Source organism: Actibacterium ureilyticum, from assembly GCF_002285435.1.
Lineage (GTDB): Bacteria > Pseudomonadota > Alphaproteobacteria > Rhodobacterales > Rhodobacteraceae > Actibacterium_C > Actibacterium_C ureilyticum.
The window spans coordinates 1-17,636 of record NZ_NSBT01000034.1 but is presented as its reverse complement, the minus strand read 5'-3'; the positions used below and the strand labels follow the sequence as shown (position 1 = coordinate 17,636).

The following is a 17,636-nucleotide window of genomic DNA, read 5'->3' as shown; positions in this document are numbered from 1 at the left end:
ATCATTTCCAAGTTTTGCTTGGCATTCATATACCTATCAAAACAGGAAATTGCTAGGCAAAGTGATTTGGAGAACGTCCACACCCATAAGAAACGACGAAAGGGCCGCCCGAAGGCGACCCTCTCTCTTCAATCCTGCGACGCCCTCTTCGCCGGGTCCGCAACCCGCATGACCGTCAGGCCTTTTGCTTCCGCCTTCTGCCCGAGGTTCAGCGCGACCCCGTTGCCGCCGAAGAGCACAACCCCCGTCGCCGCGAACTTGTCGTCCAGCATTTCGTCGTTGCACTTGAACGGTGCCGCCCGCCCGTGCGCGGACCAGCGCGGATCGAACCGCGCCTGCGCGACCCCGCGTGCCCGGGCCCACCGAGCCACGATCATCTCCGCCCCGTGCTTGCCACCCTTGTGGCAGAGGAAGATTTCCTGATTGCGGTTCTGCTTGATCCGCTCGCGAACCTTGTCGAGCGTGTTGAAGATCACATCGACATCGGTCCAGTCGGTGGCGCCCGAGACGATCAGGGGCACCCCCTCGACTTTCGACTTCTCGGCGGTTTCGCGGTCGTGCTGCTCCAAGAGCTGCCGTGCCTCGAAGACCGCCCCGGTCTCTTTCGCCCGGACGCTTGCGCGCGACCCGGCTGCCGGAATGTAGGCGTGCCCGGTCTCGATCTCGTAGCATTCTGCCGCCGCCTCGCTCATCACCTCGATGGCGCTGACGATCTCGCGCAGCTGCACAAAGCGCGCCTGCGCCTCTTCGAGCGCGGTCTCGGCGATCTCCGATCCATCGTGGGATTTTGCCAGCGCGCCGATCTTGTCAGCGGTGCGGTCGACCTCCTTGCCAAGTGCCACCTTGCGCCGCTGCAGGATCGTGGCGAGCCCATGGGCCAGCGGTTCGATTTCTGCCTCAAGGCCGGTCCCGCGCAGCGGACCGAGCAGAGCCTCGAAGCTCTCGCGGATGATGTGGTCGGTCAGGATGTGATCTTCCGGGATCGGCAGCTGCGCGTCCTTCTCGGTCAGCCCGAAAAGTTCGATGGTCTCGTAGGTGTTTGCAGTGTCGTAAGCCATGTCTGGTCTCCAGTGTTCGGTTCCAAGGCCACCACTTGAGTGTGGGGGCATGGCCGAATGCCTGGTTTCCGAATCTGCCTGGGTCAGGGACGGCGCAGCCGCCGGCTTGCCGGGCGCAAAAGTTTTCCGCGCGCAGCACCCGACACATGCGCGCGCTCACGCACGGGACCGTCCAACGCCATAGACCCCGCCCTCGCCGAAAAGTTTTGCGATCCTTGACGCGGGCTGATTTGGGGGCCATCCGGAGGATATGCTTCCGCGCTCATGTGTGTGTGTTTTGACGGTAGGTTTGCCCGACCCGAGCAGGCAAACGGCCCGACCGGACGCGGGAGACGGATGGAGCGGCGGGATCGTTTTGCCCCGCAAAACAGACCAGAGCGCAATCCGGCGGAGCGGCCAGGGAGGAACGTGCTCGCGAGGCGGGCAAACCGGGATGCCGGGTACGACGCCGCGGTGAGGCCGCATGGCCGAATGCGCGACGGACCGAAGGGCCGTTCTCCCCTGCGACACGCGAAGCCGAGCTGGGGAGGCCGCAAGGCTCTGGCCAGGGTTGATGTGCTGGCGACGCCGCTACCGACTATACGGATTACTTGTCCAAGCATTCGATGTAATGGGCGGGTAGCGGAAGTTCGCTGTAATTGGCTCCAATGGCCGCAAAGCGCAGCCATGATCAAGTCTCGGCGCACCGAACTGACATCCCGCGTTGCCTCACCGTTCGGTGCCCCGTCTACAATGTTGACATCGTCAGCGCGGACACTATTATACATTATTGCCTTATGACCGGTGCTCCCTGACCTGGCCTCAGTCGCCTCGTTACAGCCCGGTCTTCTAATTTCTGGACATCGCCGTATCAACATTGAAGTACCTCAAGCAGCACAAGTCGATCGATGAATGCATCGACATCATGTTGATGAGGGGTATGGAAATCCCTGACCGAGGCCATGCCGAGCGCTCCCTGCACCGCATCGGATACTACCGACTCAGCGCGTTTGGGTATCCTTATCGTGACTTCTGCCCGATCCCAACTCCAGACGGCGAGACGGAGCAGAAGGTTCGATGCGACAAGTTCAAAGAGGGTACGTCCTTCGATCAGGCTATCAACTTCTATCTCTTCGACAAAACCTTGCGCATCGAGCTTCTGGACGCGATTGAGCGCATCGAGATCGCGGTTAGAACCGCGATGATTGAAGTCCTTGGGGAGCTGGGACCACATGCGCATCGCGACAGACGCTCATACAAGGATCGCTTCAGCGAAAAGGGCGAAGATGGCAGCACGCCTCTCGAGCTCTTCATAGCCGGACTGGATCAGCACTTCAGAAGCTCTAAAGAGGACTTCGCGAAGCACTTCTCACTAAAGTACTTTGGTCCTCCACCGATTTGGATCGAGGCTGGGACATGGACCTGGGGCAACCTGACCCACATTATCGCCCACCTGTCCGACAAAAACAAAATGGCAATCGCGGCGCGTATTCACCCGGACCTCCCCATGAAGACATTCGCTTCATGGATCACAGCGCTCAATGACGTCCGCAACAGCTGCGCACATCACGCCCGAACGTGGAACAAGCCCTTGGTTAACAGCCCTGGGGTTCCCCCAAAAACGACATTTGGACAGCTCGACCACCTCCGCCAGCCCAGGATGGGGGACGATGCGCCCACGAAAAAGATTTACAGCGCGATCGTCATCATGATCTTCATGCTGCGGCAGTATTATCCGCGCACCAGGTGGCACATCCGTCTTCGCGACAAGATCTTGACCCAAGACCTCCCTTACGAAATTCGTCCGCAGACAGCCGGGTTCCCGGAGGGCTGGGAGTACGAGGCCATCTGGAACTGACCCGCCGACTTCCTGCTATCCGACATTGCCGCACGATGTCCCAAAAGGCCGGTTCAGAAAAGCTGCGTTGCAGGTCAGTCACAGCGACCCGTGCGCCCTTCTTTATGAGGAATGGGTTGGCGCTACGTTCCGCAAGGAAGGGTGGAAAGTGGTGGTTCCCTGCGTATTAGTTAAAGTGGCAGAGAAACGCGGAAGCAAACTTGATTATACTGAGATCCCGATACGTTCGAAGAATGCTCGGTTGCGTGACTTAGCGGACTCGAGAACGTCTTTGAAAGACGAGACCTCGATAAAAATCGAATAGGACGCGTCCCACGAATAGTATGTGTTTGAACCCGCCTTTCGGTGGAAGTTCCCGAGAGCCTTCATGACATCACGTAGCTTGGGTGTTATATCCGCGATGATGTGACACATGAACGGCGTAGTTTCTTCGATTGAGCGTATGGGAGTCCCGTCATACTTGATCGCCTCACCAGACTTCCGCATGTCTTCAACATATTTTCGGACTTGCGTGATGGGGTTTTTCTCCAAAGTGTAGTTGTCGATTTTCGGACGCTTGAATTCTACAATAGTGATTGGGGAAGACTTGTCTTCATTTTCAAAGCCAAGGCCAAGGTCGAAAATGGAGACGTCTGGCCTATCTTTTGGGTGAGTGGGATCTGACACTTGCTTTTCCATGCGGGTGTCAGAGTTGAAATATGAGTAGAATGCCAGTCGGTCGTCAACGATGCATAAATTGTGATCGTCGTAATCCAAATCCGAGGAAGTGGATTTCAGAGGGCAGATTATGTCGTGGAGAACGTCCTCATACTCGGAATCTTGATCTGTATTAGGCTTGAATTTCAAGCTCTCTTCGAACACATCGAGAACCAACTTGCGCTTCATGACATATTCAGCAAGCGACGACACCGACTCTTGCTTGAGTTCTGCGACATACTCTTTGGCCTTCGCCTCCACGTCAGGCAACTTCTTCTCAATTGACCGTTTGAAAGCATTCTTACGGCGTTCATATTGACGCAGCGACTGACGGGACATTTCCACAAATATGTCCTCTTTCCGGTTCGTGCCGTAATGGAGCGTTTCCGCGACTTCAGCATCCGTACCTTGAATACTAAGGAAACGAGGATGCTCGATGCGGAGGGCGCTGACAATGCCTGTCTGCTTCTCTCGAATCTCAGCGAGTTCGGGGGCGAGGAACTCCTTGACGCGCTCTTTCGCCTGATCGACGATGCTCTCAATCTCATCTTCTGACAAAGAGAAGTCCGTTCTTGTGTCATTCACAGATTCATCGAGGGCCGCACTTTCAATATACCCAAGGAATGCGAATTTACTATCAATAGCCTTAAGGCCAATCACCCCGTCCATGTCGAACCGTTTTACAGCACGTCCGTTTGCTCCAAGGTAAAGTGCGTTCGTGCTTCTTTCGTCGTCAGAGATTGCTTTGGGAAGCAGAAAACAGTGGCAGACAAAATCTTCGGACCCGCCAGAAGCGGATAAAGTGAACCGATAATCTGCATCGCGCTCAACTGATTCTGAGAATGCCTCGAACAGGTCTATCTCGGCATCAACATCACAGACCGTAATTTTTGGATGACTGATATTGATGAAGTAACTTATGAAATGAGCCAAAAGCCGATTTGTGATCGTGCTTGCCTTCTTCGGTATGTGCAGAGCGTAGTCACGTTTGTAGGGAGTCAACTGAATAATTGAGCCTGGAGTGCTTTGATCCGCTGGCGCAAGGGTCAGATTGTCCGTTGGGTTGGAAACCTTGAAATCAAAAGAAATAGAACGACCGATGGACCCGTCATCGTAAACACTTTGAATACGCACCTCGTCCAGCACCTTGAGCCAAACAAGGCGCCCTACGCCTTTTCCGCCAATCTTTTCTTTGGCACGTGAGTCCATTCGGCGAAAAGACTCGAGATTGCTTTCGTTAAAGCCAATTCCATTGTCAGAAATAGTAAAGCCTTCCATCTCCCCAGATTCAGTGCGGTGCAGTTCGATTGTGACTTCGCCCTTGCTGAGATTATCCTTGCCAAATCTGTCTTCGACGGCGTGAATGGAGTTCATCACAGCTTCAAAAAGTGGGAAAAGTGAGTTCTTGGCATTCGGAGCAAGCGATAAGTTTCGAATGCGCCCTGCGGGGTCGTTGTCCCAGCCGGTTTGAATTCGAACGTCCATGCTATTTGCTCCCGCCTGCCCTCAGTGGCACTATGACTGCGTAGCTGCTAGGGCGCAATCCGACACTTTTCCTTGGCCCTGACCTGCGAGCCCACTTGCCGAGCAAGTTCTGGTCCTCTCCACCTCTTCTCTGTTTACGAGAGGAGAGAACAACAACGTGGGCCATTTCCATCTTTCGAGAAGTCACGGCAACCGTTCAGAGCACTTTCTTGGCAAGATCATGAAGCATACGCTGCACCAAACGAGGTCGATCGGCAGCTTAGGCCCGATTGCACTGTTTCAGTTCAGATCGACGCCGCCGAGGCGCGGCGCATGGACATGCGTTCGGATTAGGAACGCAGCGCCCGCGCCCGCGATAGCGCCGAAGAGATGCGCCTCCCACGACACGCCGGGTTGGCCCGGAAGAACGCCCCAGAGAATAGAGCCATAGAGGACACCGACCACCAGCGCCGCGCCCAGCGTGATCGGAGAGCGATCCACAAGACCGCGCGCGATGAGGAAGCCAAACCAGCCGAAGATCAGCCCCGACGCACCGATATGGATCGCCGAGCCGCCGAACAACCACACGAGACCGCCCCCTAGGCCGATCACCACGGCGTTCACCGACAGCAAGCCTCGCGTGGTCGTTGCCACCAGCAGCCCACCCATCACCAGGAGCGGCGGCGTATTGGCCATCAGGTGCGAGAAACTCCCATGCAGGAGGGGCATAGCGATGACACCATCCAACCCGCTGCCGTGCCTGGGGATCAGGCCGAAGGCCGGGTTCAGGCCGTAGCCGGTGATCCAATTGACGACTTGGATCGCCCAGAGCAGCGCGACAAAAGCGGCAAGCGCCGCGGTGCGCCGGAAGAAGACGCGCATGTGATCCCAGTTCATCATGTTGGCGACAGTAGTCGTCCCCACAGCGCCTTCAACGGCTTTCGCGCGCTGCACAGGGTGCCACCTCCGGGAAAGGGGATTCGCGGCGGCCAACCTCGGTAGGGCTCAAGCCAAGAGAATGGCTCCGATCTTACACGGTGTTCCCAGGCCGCAGCGGCATGATTTCACGCTCGGGGCGCTTCAACGCTTCGGCATATTTGCGGGCATTGTCATCGATCGTGCTGTGCCAGAGCTTCGAGACGAACGCCCGGGCGTCTTGCACCGTCATGTCCTTCAGCGAAGAGGACAGCGCCATGAAGAGCTCATCCTCGCTGATCGCGGCGGCATAGTGCATGGCGTCCGCGTAAAATGAAGGGTCGTTCAGGACCTGTTGGCTTAGCGGCATCAGCGCGAGGTTCTCTTCCGGGATCGCCATGAAGATCGTGTCCTGCAGGTCGGTCAGATACGCACGCCGCGAGGTGGACACCGGCTTTCCTGCTGCCTGGGGTCTGCTCCGGCTCAGTGCAAAATCCTACGTTAAGAAATATTTTTCCCTGACGCTGGCACCCTTTGCGGAATTTACATTGAGACACGAGCTGAGATGCACGAGTTCGCTATCTGAGAGCCTATTTTACATCCGTTTTACAAACCTGCGTTTGTGAAAGCCGCCATTCGCTGCGCTGCGCATAAAATCACACAGTGCGGGACTTTTCGGGCTTTCGCTGCGCCGTTCACGAAGGTCCGTTGCCCCCTCTTCTTTAGGGTGGACTAAGCATCGAGTAACGCATCGATCACCGCGCATTCTGGGGCAGCATCGCCGGTGCATCGCGCAACAGTGTCCGACAGGACGCGCTCGATGCGCTGCAGATCGGCAATCTTGGCCTGAACGTCAGTCAGATGATCTTCGGCGATGATCTGCACCTCGGCGCATGTCCGGGATCGGTCATCGACCAGCCCAAGCAGCCCGCGAACCTCTTCGAGAGAAAAGCCTAGATCGCGGGACCGCATGACGAATTTCAGCCGCTTGACGTGGGCATCGTCGTAGCTTCGGTAGCCCTTCGTACTGCGCGGCGGGTCCGGCATGATCCCGATTTTCTCGTAATAGCGAATGGTTTCCAGGTTGCAGCCTGTTGCGCGGGCCAAATCGCCCCGCCGAATTGATCTCACGCTTGTGTTACTCATTGTGCCGAAAAATCCCTTGAGCCTGTATCAACTACAGACCCTAGAACGGTGGAAACATCTGTTCAAAGAAGATTCGATGGAACAACATTTGGCGGAACTTCCGCAATCTCAGTCGCAGAAAATTGGCGACGAAACCACCAAGGGATGGGGCGTGACCGGCCTCGGCGTCCTCGGTGCGCTGGCGATGACTTCTTGCTGCATCCTTCCATTGGTGCTGGTCAGCTTTGGCGTGACAGGCGTGTTCATCGCGCAGCTCGGGGCGCTCTATGCCTACAAATGGTACACCTTCGCGCTGAGCGCCGCGTTTTTGGGATACGGCTTCTACAAGGCTTACAAGCCTGTAGATGCCGAGGCCTGTGCCGATGGCACCTGCGCCCGCCCCATCGACCGCCGCATCATGCGCGCAACCCTCTGGGCCGCTTCCGCGATTGTCGCTGTCGCCATGATCTTTCCCTACATCACCCCCTTCATCCTGAAATTCTGAACGAGGACCATGACCATGAAGCATCTCCTGTTATCCGCCCTGGCCATCGTCGCACTCTCGACCCCGGCCCTCGCTGAAGAGCGCCAGGTCGAGATCGCCGTCAGCGAACTGACATGCCCGTCCTGTTCGTTCATTGTTGCCAGCTCGATGCGCGGTGTTCCGTCGGTCGAGATCGCCGCATTCGAGGACGGCCCCGAATACGGGCAGGGTGTTTACAGCGTGACCTACGATGACGCCGAAACTTCCATCGAAAGCATCATCGGCGCGGTGACGGCCAATGGCTATCCGGCGCAGGTGCTGCCCGACACAGCCTCCTGAGCCGCCTGCAATGCGTGACAATCTGATGGGTGGCCTGCTGGCCTTCGGAATAGCAGCTCCGGTCGTGGTCGTCTGCTGCGGCGGCGGAACTGCCGTGCTTGCAGCGTTGTTCGGCGGCGTTGGGGCTTGGCTCTCTGGAATGAGTGGCATTGCCGTGCTGGTTTTGGCGGGTCTGACCTACCTGATCGTCCGCGCACTGCGTCGTTCGCAAATGAAACGCGCCTCCGGCCCCGACCCATCACAAAGAAAGACGGCTCCTTGACTGACACACCTGAAAATTCCGACCGTCTGCTGAAATGGGGGCTTGGCGGTGCGCTCTTCGCCGCGCTCTGCTGCTTTACACCGCTTCTGGTCGTCATCGTCGCTGGCGTCGGATTGTCGGCCCTCACGGGCTGGCTTGATTACGCCCTGTTCCCGCTGCTGTTTTTCAGCCTCGCCGTGGTGGCACAGGCCCTTTGGCTGCGCGCTGGCAAACCGGGACCGGCCCCGAAACTTTGGGCCACCGGCCTCGCGGTGGCCCTGTCGATCCTGATCATTCTTCTCGAATTCAGGTTCGCAATACGGATCACAATCGGCGTTTTCGCCGCCACAGCACTCTACGCGGTTCTCCTGAACCGTGCGCAAAAGAAAGGATCGCTCTTATGATGATGGGATGTTGCACCGCCACCGGCATGGTCTTCGGCCTCCTCGGCATGTTGACACCGCTGATCGCCATCGGCGCGGTCATATATCTGCTCGCCGCCAGACCAAAAGACCCCGAACATGGCGAGGCGCGCTGAGATGAAAGACCTGAACAAAAACGACGATGAACAGGGCGGCTATGACCTGATCGTTCTTGGGGCCGGATCGGCGGGGTTCTCCGCCGCAATTACCGGCGCGGATGCCGGAAAGCGTGTCGCCCTCGTAGGACATGGCACCATCGGCGGAACTTGCGTCAACGTGGGATGCGTGCCCTCCAAGGCGATGATCCGTGCGGCAGAGGCCGTGCACTGTGCGGGGGCTGCCAAGCGGTTCCCCGGCCTGTCGGGACGGGCACAAGTGGATGATTGGCAGACGCTCGTTCAGTCCAAGGACGATCTGGTCACGACCCTGCGCCAGAAGAAATACGCGGACCTTCTGCCGGAATATGAGGATGTCGATTACATCGACGCCGGTCCCGCGCGGCTGATCGAAGGTGGCGTGACAGTCGGTGAGCGAACCCTGAAAGCACCGAGGACCATCATCGCCACGGGCGGGCGTCCCGTTCTGCCGACCATCGACGGCATCGAGGAAATCGGCGCGCTCAACAGCACCAGTCTTCTGGAACTCGAAGTACTGCCGAAAAGCCTGATCTTCATCGGCGCGGGCTACATCGGCGCGGAGCTGGCCCAGATGATGAGCCGCATGGGCGTGAAGGTCACGCTTGTCGCCCGTTCGCATCTGTTGCCCGGCGCGGAACCAGAGGTCTCGGAGGCATTGGCGGCGGCGTTCGAGGCCGAAGGCATCACCCTTCTGACCGGGTTAAGCTACGACACTGTGCGCCGCGACGACGCGGGCGTGACACTGCGCGTGATCCAGAACGGAAAGCCTGTCGAAGTGACGGCGGATCACCTCGTTTCGACCGCTGGCAGGCGGGCCAATACCAAAGATATGGGCCTGGACGCAATCGGCGTGGAAACCGACGCGCGTGGGTCCATCGTCGTCGGCGAGGACATGCAGACATCGGTGCGCGGCATCTATGCCGCAGGCGATGTGACCGACCGCGACCAGTTCGTCTATATGGCGGCCTATGGTGCAAAGCTCGCGGCCAAAAATGCGGTTCTCGGCGAAGACCATCGCTACGACAACGCCGCGATGCCCTGGGTGGTGTTTTCCGACCCGCAGGTCGCGGGCGTCGGTCTCGGTGAAGCCCAGGCGCGGGACGCGGGCCTCGACGTCAAGACGTCCATCGTACCGCTCGATCAGGTGCCGCGCGCACTGGCCGCACGCGACACGCGCGGATTGATCAAGCTGGTGGCGGACAGAAAGTCCGACCGGCTGCTTGGCGGCCAGATCATCGCGCCCGAGGGGTCCGATACGATCCAGACCCTCGTTATGGCGCTGAAGTTTGGCATGACCACAAAGGCGCTCGGGGAGACGATCTTCCCCTATCTGACGACCGTGGAAGGGCTGAAGCTGGCGGCGCAAACCTTCGATATGGACGTGGCAAAGTTGAGCTGCTGCGCCGGATGAAGATCAGGACAAGGACCGGAGAATGAATGAAGACTACGACCTGATCGTCATCGGGGCGGGCATGGCGGGCGTGGCCGCGGCCAACAAATGTGGCGCGGCAGGATGGCGTGTCGCCATTGTCGATGCGCTGCCCTACGGCGGCACCTGCGCATTGCGCGGCTGCGATCCAAAGAAAATCCTGCGGCGCGGTGCGGAAATCATGGACGCGGCACGGCTCATGCAGGGCAAGGGGATCGATCCCGGTGATCTGTCGATCAACTGGGCCGATCTGATGGCACACAAGCGTGGCTTCACCGATCCCGTGCCGGACAAGATGGAAAAGGGCCTGTCGGGCAACGGCGTCGAAACCCTGCATGGAGCCGCGCGGTTCACGGGAAGCAACACGCTGGAGGTCGATGGAACGGCATATCAGTCGGAACGGTTCCTCGTGGCCGCCGGTGCCATGCCCAGGCCGCTGAGCTTCACAGGGGCCGATCTCGTGATCGACAGCACGGATTTCCTCAACCTGGAGGCCCTTCCCAATCGGGTTCTTTTTATCGGTGGCGGCTTCGTGTCCTTCGAGTTTGCGCATATCGCCGCACGGGCCGGAGCCAACCCGATCATCGTGGATCGTGGCGCCCGGCCCTTACGCGGCTTCGATCCCGATCTGGTCGAAATGCTGATCGACCGCAGCGGCGGTATCGGCGTGGACCTGATGCGCGAAACCGAAATCGTGTCGGTCTCGGAAGCCAGTAGAGCATTCACTGTCGAGGTGAAGTCGGGCGATGAAACCCGAACAATCGAAACCGATCTGGTCGTGCATGGCGCGGGCCGTGTGGCAGCCCTGGCCGATCTGAATCTTGAGGCGGCTGGTGTTGATTACAGCGACAAGGGCATCGTTGTAGCCCCGCATCTGCAAAGCACGACAAACAGCGCGGTCTTTGCCGCCGGAGATTCCGCCGACACCGATGGCATGCCGCTGACGCCAGTCGCAGTGATCGAAGGGAAGGTCGCGGCCTCCAACATGCTCAAAGACACTCAGACCGCACCGGATTATGCCGGTATTCCTACAGCCGTCTTCACAGTCCCGGAAGTGGCGCGTGTCGGCATGTTGGAAAGTGAGGCAAGGGACGCCGGGTATGATGTCGATGTTCGGTTCACCGACACTGGCGATTGGTATTCGAACTACCGGATCGGCGAGACCTCTGCTGCCGCGAAGGTCCTCGTGGACAAGTCGAACGGCAAGATCCTCGGCGCGCACCTGTTCGGCCCGGAATACGGCGAACTGATCAATTTCTTCGGGCTGGCAATCAAGCTGGGCCTGGCGGCCAAGCAACTTAAGTCGATGACGGCGGCCTATCCAAGTGTTGGATCGGATTTGGGCTCGCTTCTCTGAATTTGAAAGATTTTTCGCAATAGACCCGATCCTCCTCGGAACGTATGTCTGGCCCGATGAAGACGGTTCTTATCTACTTCGCCGCTGCGCTGGCCGAAATTGCCGGATGCTTTGCTTTCTGGGCCTGGTTCCGGCTGGACAAGAGCGTGTTTTGGTTGGCACCGGGCATGCTGTCCCTTGCCGCTTTCGCCTGGCTACTGGCGCTCAGCCCCGCCGATCAGGCGGGCCGCGCCTATGCAGTCTACGGTGGCGTTTACATCGTATCGTCCCTGCTGTGGCTATGGGGCGTAGAAGGGCATCGCCCGGATCAATGGGATGTAGTTGGAGCGGTCATTTGCCTTGTCGGTGCGGGTATTATTCTCTGGGCACCGCGCAGTATTTGAGAGGCAGCCGCAGACGGGGTGAAGCGCTGAATCGTTCGATTAGATCGCCTTTTGGTTCACGCGTTCCGACAACTCGGCGCTGCTTTCCCTCCGCATCGCGGCTGCGATCAAGCAGGTTTTCTACCGCCCTCGAAAGCAGCGATACATCCTTTACGCAGCATCGGTCAAAGTGGGCTCTGAACTGCCGTTCGCTGTATCGAGAAGGAACGACCGGTTTTGCTTAACGTAGGATTTAGCACTGAGCCGGAGCAGACCCCTGCCTTGGCGTCCAGATATGCCTGCCTTGTCCTGTCGAGCTTCGACCTTGCATGGGTCATGATGACATCACGCTGTCGTTCAGGCAGCGCAAATCCGGTGCAACGCACGATATGAGCAAGAAGCTCTTCAACCTCGGCGTCTACATCAAAGCTCTCGAACCACGGAGCTTTTCCCAGTCTCGCCACCATGTGCCTACCCTCGTCCTCTCAATAATATATTATCGTATATCATATTCAGCAGATCGCAAGCAGATGTGTGCGTCGTACCGCCAGACATGGAAAAAGGGGAACCGTGGTCCCACGGCTCCCCTTTCGGTTCGTATCGTTTTATCTCGCGCGCCGATTAGGCGACCAACGACAGCCCCGTGCCTGCATCCTGCGGCTGCTCACCGCTGTCGATGAACGGGATGATCGAGAAGGTCTGCCCACCGCGCTGTTCTTCGTTCTGCACGGCGTTCACGCGCAGGTCGCCATCGGGCGTGTTGATCAGCAGCGACAGGTAGTCATTGCCCGTGCGGCTGCTTTTCGCCATCCAGGCCGAGCCGACGCGGATCGGTGTGCCCCGGGGCGAGCTGACCTCGATCCGGTAATCGGGGTGAGTCTCCTCGGATTTATAGCTGTTCTCGATCAGCATGAATTCCAGATCGAACATCATGTTGGCGATGTAGCCGGTGAAGGCGTTGTCGGCGTCCATAGCGGTGAGCTCGCCCGAGATCGAGCCGGATTTCATCAGGCCGTTCGAGACCAGCGGGATGATCTCGAATTCGCCGCTCTGGGCCGCGCGCGCCTCTTTCGTCTGCACCGCATTGACCCGGAACGGGCCCAAGCCGACATCGATCTGCATCGAGATGTAAGGGTTTCCGCTGGTATTGCCGGTCTCGTTCCAGGCCGTGCCGATGCGCACCTTGCGGCCTGATTTGTTGACTGCCGTTACGTCAAAATCCGGGCTGCGTTCGGACATCTTCGGGCGGTTTTCAAGCTGGATGGCGATATCGAAACGTGTCGAATGGATCATGCCGGTGTACTGAGCGGCTGCGGTCTCGACGTTGCGGGTGAGGGTTCCTGCGAACATGGGATGGTTCCTTTTGGATTGGCCGGTGCCTGACGTTTTTGCCAACGCATCCGGGATTGCTTTCTCGACCCCTTGAGGGATCACAAATCAGAAAGCCTGCTTTCCTTTCAGCCCCGCCCACGGGTCAAAGCTGCCGTCCGAGTGGGAATGCCCCCGCGCCTCCGGGTGCTACGCCCCTCCCCTGCCCGTCTGGTCTTGATTGGTTGCCCGGATTTTCTGCGGCGTCCTTCGATTGCGCGACGAAAAACTCCGTTTCTTTTCCGTTCAACCGGTGCCCGCCCCGGTCGGTCAGACCGATGCAGCTACCATTCGGCACATAGGTGATGAGGTACTGACCGAGCCGGTCCTTGTGGACGACGTAGCCGGTATTGGCCCAATGCACGGTCTGGCCCGCATCGACGGCCGCCTTGATATCATTGAGTGTCATGCGATCCTCCTCAAGAAGAATGGTGGGGAAACGACGCAAGAAGCCCGATCTTCCAACCGGGCTTCCATACAGTATTCGTTTGGCAAACGGCCGAGAGCTGTCAGGCGCTTTGCGTGGCCCGCGTCGCGCGCGCCGCCATCCAATCTTTCAGGCCAAGAACCGTTCGTCCGGCGGCGACCTCGGAGGCCCAGGCAACCCTTGGGTCGCCGCAGGGCTCATCGCCGGAATGCCGGTCGATGTGGCCATTGGCCATCCATGGCTCAGGCTGTATCCGTCGCAGCCAGTCCGCCATGCTCGGGATGCGGCCCTGGCAGTCTTCACGGATATGCTGCTCGCCGATCCAGCGCACGGGGATGTCGCGGCCCGCACTATTGGTCAGTGTCAGGCCAAAAACCCGTTCGGCCTCAAAAAGGCCTTGCGCATGGTGACGCATGGCTCTGTGCGTGAAGAGCGCGAGGTGCTCTTTGGAAGCGTCGAACCAGTCGTGGACGGCTTGATAGTCGGACGGCACCCCGCCGAATTTCCGGGCAGAGCTTTCGGCATGATGAAGCGGATGGGCCATCTCACAGCCCCTCGTCATAGCTGTGCGAGCATTCGACATAGCGGTCGGCATGATCCAAGGTGACACTGTCGGCGGTGATGTCCCAGGTCAGCGTGCCGTAGCCGCCCTCGTTGTTTTCGAACCCCGGGTGATGGTGATAGGCGAGCGACCAGGCGAAGTCGCCAACCTCTGTGGCAAGCGGCTCCGGCAGTTGGACCTCTGCAGGCTGCACCGTCACATCCTCGACATTGCCGGAGTCGCCATAGCCTTCGTATTCGACAGCGACCTCGCTGATGCCAAGCGCACGTAGTTGCGCGAGCAGCTCCACTCTGGATGCCTTCAAGGTGGTTTCGCGCTCTGCACGCCACTGAGCCGCCATTGCGGCATAGTCGATCTGGGGATTGGTCATGGGTCTGTCCTCTTATCTGAATTTGGGGGGGCCGGGCCTGGCATTGGTCAGCGCGCGCCCGGAAAGCGCAGATCGGCCAAATCCCATCCACGCCGCCCGACCGGAAGCTCGCTTTGACTTTTCAGGCGGCTTGTTCTGCCACCTTGGCGACTCGCTGCCCCACGATCCGGGCCAGAATGCTTCCCGTGTCGATCCCGTCCCCATGCGGCAGGAACACACGCAACTGGAAGGCGATGATCTCGGTGAAGCAGCCGAGCGCCTTGAGGCCATCGATCATGCCCCGATCCGCACCGCCCAACTCAAGGCGCATCTCGCCTGCGACCCGGCGACGGGTCAGGGTCAGACCCCGGCCCAGATCGACAGGTGCGGTGGTGCCGAGGGCGGCGGTCAACATCTCCTGTGGCGTTTGCGGATTGGAGACGAGGAAGCGGGCGCGCAGCGAGGCCGCCCCTTCCTCACTCAGCGTCCGCCCGATCATGGCCGTCGCCCCGTCTGGCGTGACACGGTAGATCCGCTCATTGGTGGTCGGAATGTCCTTCCAGATCGGCAGCAGCAGCCCGGTCAGCAGGTAGAGCTTGGTCGTGGTGGTTTTTGGCAGGGACGCAGCCTCGGCCTCCCAAATCTGCGCAAATTCGGGCCTGTCGATCTCTTCCCAAGCCGAGGACTCAAACCGTGCCTCTTCGAGATAGCTCGACCCGTTTGGCCGCACCGCCTTGCGCATCAGCGTGACAATGTCCTCGTCATACATCTGCATGGGCCGCGCCGAGATGAGCGCCGCGCGACCGGAGGCGCGATTCACCATCGGCAGCTTGTCGGGATTGCGCGATATGGCCTCTTCGGCGACCAGGACATACACTGGGTCCGTCACCTCAAGTCCGATAATCCGCGTCACGGCGCCGGATTTCGGGCAGGTCCAGAGATCCTCGGTGGAGACCTGCTCGATCTTTTCGCCACGTAGGGTTTCCACGCCGAGATCGAGCGTGCCCGCCGCGCGCGCCCGCTCAGACTGATCGGCAATCCGGCGCATGAACTCGGCAAAGAGCGCGTTCTGCATGTGGATGGGAAGGGCAAGCACCCGGTTGAGAAACCGCTGGATCGGGGGAAGCTCTTCGAGCAGCACCCCGTCCTTGTCGATCAGCCGCAGGGCCGTCCAGTCGGTGAAGCTCTCGTAGCTCATCGCCTCGGCGCGCCCGGCGGCAAGATCGGCGAAATACCCACGCAGCGCCGCTCGCGCGATCGGGCTTTCGAGATTGTCCTCCTCGCGGAACATGCCTTGCGAGCCGGTCTCGCGCTGGCCCTTGGTCAGGGCCCCCAGCTGGTCGAGGCGTTTGGCGATCGTCGAGGTGAAACGTTTCTCGCCATGCACATCGGAGGTGCAGACCCGAAAGAACGGTGCGCTGACCTGGGCCGAGCGATGCGTGCGGCCGAGCCCCTGGATGGCTGCATCCGCGCGCCAGCCGGGCTCCAGAAGATAGTGCCGCCGCCGTTTCTGGTTCTTCGCGGTTTGCGCCGCATGGTAGGACCGGCCCGTACCGCCCGCGTCGGAGAAGATCAGGATATCCTTTTCGCCGTCCATGAAGGCTTGGGTCTCGGACGAATTGCTGCTGGCGCTGCGCTTCTCGATGAAGAGATGGCCATCCTCGGCCTTGAGTGGCCGGATGAACCGCCCCGTGACTTCTGCCACGGCCTCATCGCCAAATGCCCAGAGGATCTGATCGAGCGCCGAGGGGATCGGCGCCAGCGTCATCAATTCCATCATGGCCGCGTCACGCAAAGCGAGCGCCTCGCGCGAGACAACGAGCGCCCCGGTCTCATCCCGCAAGGGTTCCGCCACCATATTGCCGTCGATCTCCACGAGCTTTTGCGCATGGATCGGGAAGGCCTGTTCGAGGTAGCCCAGAACATAGTCGCGCGGCGTCAAGGCACCCTCGACGAGTTCATCCTCCGGGTCCATCGCCTCAAGCCGACGCTTCAGCAGGCTCTCGCCTGTCGAGACAACCTGGATGACGCAAGCCTTGCCTGCCGCCAGGTCGTCCTTGATCGCACGGATGATGGTCGGGGCTTTCATGCCCATCAGGAGATGGTTGAAGAAGCGCTGCTTCGTGCTCTCGAAGCGGGACTTGGCCGAGGCGCGTGCGGCCGACGCATTAGTTTCCCCCGAGGCGTCGTTGACGCCGGTCGCAGTCAGCGCCGCTTCGAGATTGTGGTGGATCATCCGAAAAGCACCCGCGTATGCGTCGTAGATCTCGATCTGGGCCGGGGTCAGCGCGTGTTCGAGCACGTCATACTCCACCCCATCAAAACTGAGGGCACGCGCCGTGTAGAGCCCGAGCGTCTTGAGATCGCGCGCGACCACCTCCATGGCAGCCACGCCGCCGGCTTCCATCGCAGAAACGAAGCTCTCGCGGCTTGGGAAGGGGTATTCGGGGCCCTGCCCCCAGAGCCCCAGCCGCGCGGCATAGGCGAGGTTGTGGACGCTCGTCGCACCCGTGGCCGAGATGTAGAAGACGCGAGCGCGGGGTGCTGCCAGTTGCAGCCGGAGGCCAGCAAGGCCCTGCTGGGAGGGTTTGACCCCCCTGCCCTGCTCGGACCCGGCCGCGTTCTGCATGGCATGGGCCTCATCAAAGGCCAGCACGCCTTCAAAGTCTTCGCCCATCCAGGCGAGGATCTGGCTCAGTCGCGTGGTGCCGCATTTGCCCGCGGACCGCAGCGTGGCGTAGGTGACAAAGAGGATGCCGTCGCCCATCGGGACGGGCTGGTCCGGTTTCCATTTGGAGAGCGGCTGGATGTCGGCTGGCGAGCCGCCGAGATCGGTCCAGTCGCGGATGGCGTCCTCGATGAGCGTGGCGGATTTGGAGACCCAGATCGCCTTCCTGCGCCCGGAAAGCCAGTTCACGAGAATGAGCCCTGCGCATTCGCGGCCCTTGCCGCAACCGGTGCCGTCGCCGAGGAAATAGCCAAGGCGATAGGCACGTGCATCCGGGTCATCATCGGCGCGCGTCAGCTTGGTCTGGTCGTCATCGATGGTAAACCGACCGGGCAG

The 17,636-nt window shown here is 59.7% G+C and carries 19 protein-coding genes; 9 read left to right on the top strand and 10 right to left on the bottom strand.

What is annotated here, in order from left to right; all coding sequences use genetic code 11:
- Positions 1 to 128: 128 nt before the first annotated feature.
- Positions 129 to 1,058 (bottom strand): DUF2493 domain-containing protein, encoded by a 930-nt coding sequence (locus CLM60_RS12160; RefSeq protein ID WP_095589415.1) that lies wholly within the window; start codon positions 1,056 to 1,058, stop codon positions 129 to 131.
- Between the two features lie 856 nt (positions 1,059 to 1,914).
- On the opposite strand from CLM60_RS12160, the gene CLM60_RS12155 reads away from it, so the two are divergent.
- Positions 1,915 to 2,895 carry an Abi family protein gene (locus CLM60_RS12155; protein WP_072702319.1) on the top strand — a complete coding sequence of 327 codons (981 nt, stop codon included), beginning with the start codon at positions 1,915 to 1,917 and terminating at the stop codon, positions 2,893 to 2,895.
- Positions 2,896 to 3,099: 204 nt separating this feature from the next.
- On the opposite strand, the gene CLM60_RS12150 is transcribed toward CLM60_RS12155, so the two are convergent.
- The 4 genes from CLM60_RS12150 to CLM60_RS12135 form a co-directional block, all read right to left on the bottom strand.
- A complete protein-coding gene (locus tag CLM60_RS12150) occupies positions 3,100 to 5,076 on the bottom strand; it encodes an ATP-binding protein (RefSeq protein ID WP_095589414.1) in 1,977 nt (658 codons plus the stop codon).
- A gap of 279 nt (positions 5,077 to 5,355) precedes the next feature.
- Entirely contained in the window at positions 5,356 to 5,937 is a 582-nt protein-coding gene (locus CLM60_RS12145) for a rhomboid family intramembrane serine protease (RefSeq protein WP_072702366.1), read from the bottom strand.
- Positions 5,938 to 6,085: 148 nt separating this feature from the next.
- A complete protein-coding gene (locus CLM60_RS12140; RefSeq protein ID WP_234994812.1) occupies positions 6,086 to 6,421 on the bottom strand; it encodes a hypothetical protein in 336 nt (111 codons plus the stop codon).
- Positions 6,422 to 6,702: 281 nt separating this feature from the next.
- A complete protein-coding gene (locus CLM60_RS12135; protein ID WP_153218054.1) occupies positions 6,703 to 7,116 on the bottom strand; it encodes a MerR family transcriptional regulator in 414 nt (137 codons plus the stop codon).
- A gap of 88 nt (positions 7,117 to 7,204) precedes the next feature.
- On the opposite strand from CLM60_RS12135, the gene CLM60_RS12130 reads away from it, so the two are divergent.
- From CLM60_RS12130 to CLM60_RS12105, 8 genes are read left to right on the top strand one after another with little or no spacing between them, the layout of a single operon-like run.
- Entirely contained in the window at positions 7,205 to 7,600 is a 396-nt protein-coding gene (locus CLM60_RS12130) for a mercuric transporter MerT family protein (RefSeq protein ID WP_425427228.1), read from the top strand.
- Between the two features lie 15 nt (positions 7,601 to 7,615).
- On the top strand, positions 7,616 to 7,918 hold the full coding sequence (locus CLM60_RS12125; RefSeq protein ID WP_040545980.1) for a heavy-metal-associated domain-containing protein: 303 nt from the start codon (positions 7,616 to 7,618) through the stop codon (positions 7,916 to 7,918).
- A 10-nt stretch (positions 7,919 to 7,928) separates the two neighbouring features.
- Complete coding sequence (locus CLM60_RS20685) at positions 7,929 to 8,180, top strand: hypothetical protein (protein ID WP_072629817.1); 252 nt, start codon at positions 7,929 to 7,931, stop codon at positions 8,178 to 8,180.
- Positions 8,177 to 8,563, top strand: a complete 387-nt coding sequence (merF, locus tag CLM60_RS12120; protein WP_007803570.1) for a mercury resistance system transport protein MerF — start codon at positions 8,177 to 8,179, stop codon at positions 8,561 to 8,563. The genes CLM60_RS20685 and merF overlap by 4 nt, the downstream gene beginning before the upstream one ends.
- Complete coding sequence (locus CLM60_RS20955; RefSeq protein WP_007803572.1) at positions 8,560 to 8,697, top strand: hypothetical protein; 138 nt, start codon at positions 8,560 to 8,562, stop codon at positions 8,695 to 8,697. The genes merF and CLM60_RS20955 overlap by 4 nt, the downstream gene beginning before the upstream one ends.
- 1 nt (position 8,698) lies before the next feature.
- Positions 8,699 to 10,129: a mercury(II) reductase gene (gene merA / locus CLM60_RS12115; RefSeq protein ID WP_057796628.1), complete on the top strand. Its 1,431-nt coding sequence runs from the start codon at positions 8,699 to 8,701 to the stop codon at positions 10,127 to 10,129.
- A 22-nt stretch (positions 10,130 to 10,151) separates the two neighbouring features.
- On the top strand, positions 10,152 to 11,504 hold the full coding sequence (locus tag CLM60_RS12110) for a dihydrolipoyl dehydrogenase family protein (RefSeq protein WP_017467591.1): 1,353 nt from the start codon (positions 10,152 to 10,154) through the stop codon (positions 11,502 to 11,504).
- A 56-nt stretch (positions 11,505 to 11,560) separates the two neighbouring features.
- Positions 11,561 to 11,887, top strand: coding sequence for a YnfA family protein (locus CLM60_RS12105; RefSeq protein WP_040546036.1), 327 nt, complete (start codon positions 11,561 to 11,563; stop codon positions 11,885 to 11,887).
- Positions 11,888 to 12,487: 600 nt separating this feature from the next.
- Here the strand turns inward: CLM60_RS12105 and CLM60_RS12095 are convergent.
- From CLM60_RS12095 to CLM60_RS12075, 5 genes are all read right to left on the bottom strand, one after another.
- Entirely contained in the window at positions 12,488 to 13,216 is a 729-nt protein-coding gene (locus CLM60_RS12095; RefSeq protein WP_090525093.1) for a DUF736 family protein, read from the bottom strand.
- A 124-nt stretch (positions 13,217 to 13,340) separates the two neighbouring features.
- Positions 13,341 to 13,643, bottom strand: a complete 303-nt coding sequence (locus tag CLM60_RS12090) for a hypothetical protein (RefSeq protein ID WP_090525091.1) — start codon at positions 13,641 to 13,643, stop codon at positions 13,341 to 13,343.
- Between the two features lie 100 nt (positions 13,644 to 13,743).
- A complete protein-coding gene (locus CLM60_RS12085; RefSeq protein WP_090525089.1) occupies positions 13,744 to 14,205 on the bottom strand; it encodes a DUF6915 family protein in 462 nt (153 codons plus the stop codon).
- Between the two features lies 1 nt (position 14,206).
- A complete protein-coding gene (locus CLM60_RS12080; protein WP_090525086.1) occupies positions 14,207 to 14,593 on the bottom strand; it encodes a DUF6878 family protein in 387 nt (128 codons plus the stop codon).
- A gap of 121 nt (positions 14,594 to 14,714) precedes the next feature.
- Positions 14,715 to 17,636 (bottom strand): strawberry notch family protein (locus tag CLM60_RS12075; protein ID WP_095589413.1); only part of this gene is annotated, 2,922 nt, incomplete at its 5' end.